Source organism: Candidatus Manganitrophaceae bacterium (assembly GCA_012960925.1).
Classification (GTDB): domain Bacteria; phylum Nitrospirota; class Nitrospiria; order SBBL01; family JAADHI01; genus DUAG01.
In genome coordinates this window covers 1-1,016 of record DUAG01000027.1, presented here as the reverse complement: position 1 = coordinate 1,016, position 1,016 = coordinate 1, and the positions used below count along the sequence as shown (strand labels likewise).

The following is a 1,016-nucleotide window of genomic DNA, read 5'->3' as shown; positions in this document are numbered from 1 at the left end:
GACCGAATGCCACCAACGGCGGCCGTAGCGGAGAGACCTAGCGTTCTCGCAACCTCGACCGCCACTATCATCCCTACCTGCCCACCGACCTGCCTCCGTCATCCCGCCGCGCCCTCCGCCATCTCGAGCGAAGCCGAGGGATCTCACCTTTCCTGTAATTCGCCAACATTGACGCTATAACCTTATAACGTTAAAATGCCAAAAACACCGAGCCCCTACCATGAGCAATCTATCAAAAAGATCCACGGTCTATTTCGACCCCGCTATCCACAAAGCCCTAAAGTCAAAAGCCGTTTCAACCGAAACATCGCTATCTGAATTGGTAGACGAAGCTGTTCGACTATTAATGAGCGAAGATGAAGAAGACCTTCAGGCATTTTCAGATCGTATCAATGAACCCTCCATCACCTACGAAGCGCTGCTAAAAGATCTGAAAAAACATGGCAAGCTATGAGGTCAGGTTCAAGAAACCTGTCGCCAAGGATCTTCGCAGGATTCCAACCCAGGATGTCCAGAGGATACTAGGCAGGATTGATGCGCTTTCAGAGGATCCACGACCCTTTGATTGAACCAAACTCACCGGGTTGGATAACTACCGAGCATGAGATCTCTCCACTGCGCTTCGCTCCGGTCGACATGACTGGAAGAAGGTGACCCGTCATCTCGACCTCCCGCCCGTCATCTCGACCGAAGCGGAGAGATCTCTCTCTTATACCCCCGCCGAATACCAAACACCCCCATTATTCCCCCAGCGCATAAGCAACTAACCACACAGTCTAAAGGGTCTCCTGTAATCCTTGTAGAATGCGCCCTTCACGTCATCTCGACCCCTTCCAGTCATCTCGACCGAAGCGAGCGAAACGCCCACTCCCGTCATCTCGACCGAAGCGGAGAGATCTCGAACTTAGTCATTTCGACCGAAGCGGAGAAATCTGACCCGAAGGGTCACAAGGATAAGGAACAAAATAGTGACCGGCATACTCGACAAAAAAGACCTGGAAGCCAAAGCAGACACC

The 1,016-nt window shown here is 52.0% G+C and carries 1 protein-coding gene and 1 pseudogene; both read left to right on the top strand.

The features are described from left to right. The first annotated feature begins 220 nt into the window (after positions 1 to 220). A complete protein-coding gene (locus EYQ01_03580) occupies positions 221 to 454 on the top strand; it encodes a CopG family transcriptional regulator (GenBank protein ID HIE64894.1) in 234 nt (77 codons plus the stop codon). Beyond that, positions 441 to 560 (top strand): annotated as a pseudogene (locus EYQ01_03575) (type II toxin-antitoxin system mRNA interferase toxin, RelE/StbE family). Before EYQ01_03580 ends, EYQ01_03575 begins: the two are co-directional and overlap by 14 nt. Positions 561 to 1,016 lie beyond the last annotated feature (456 nt).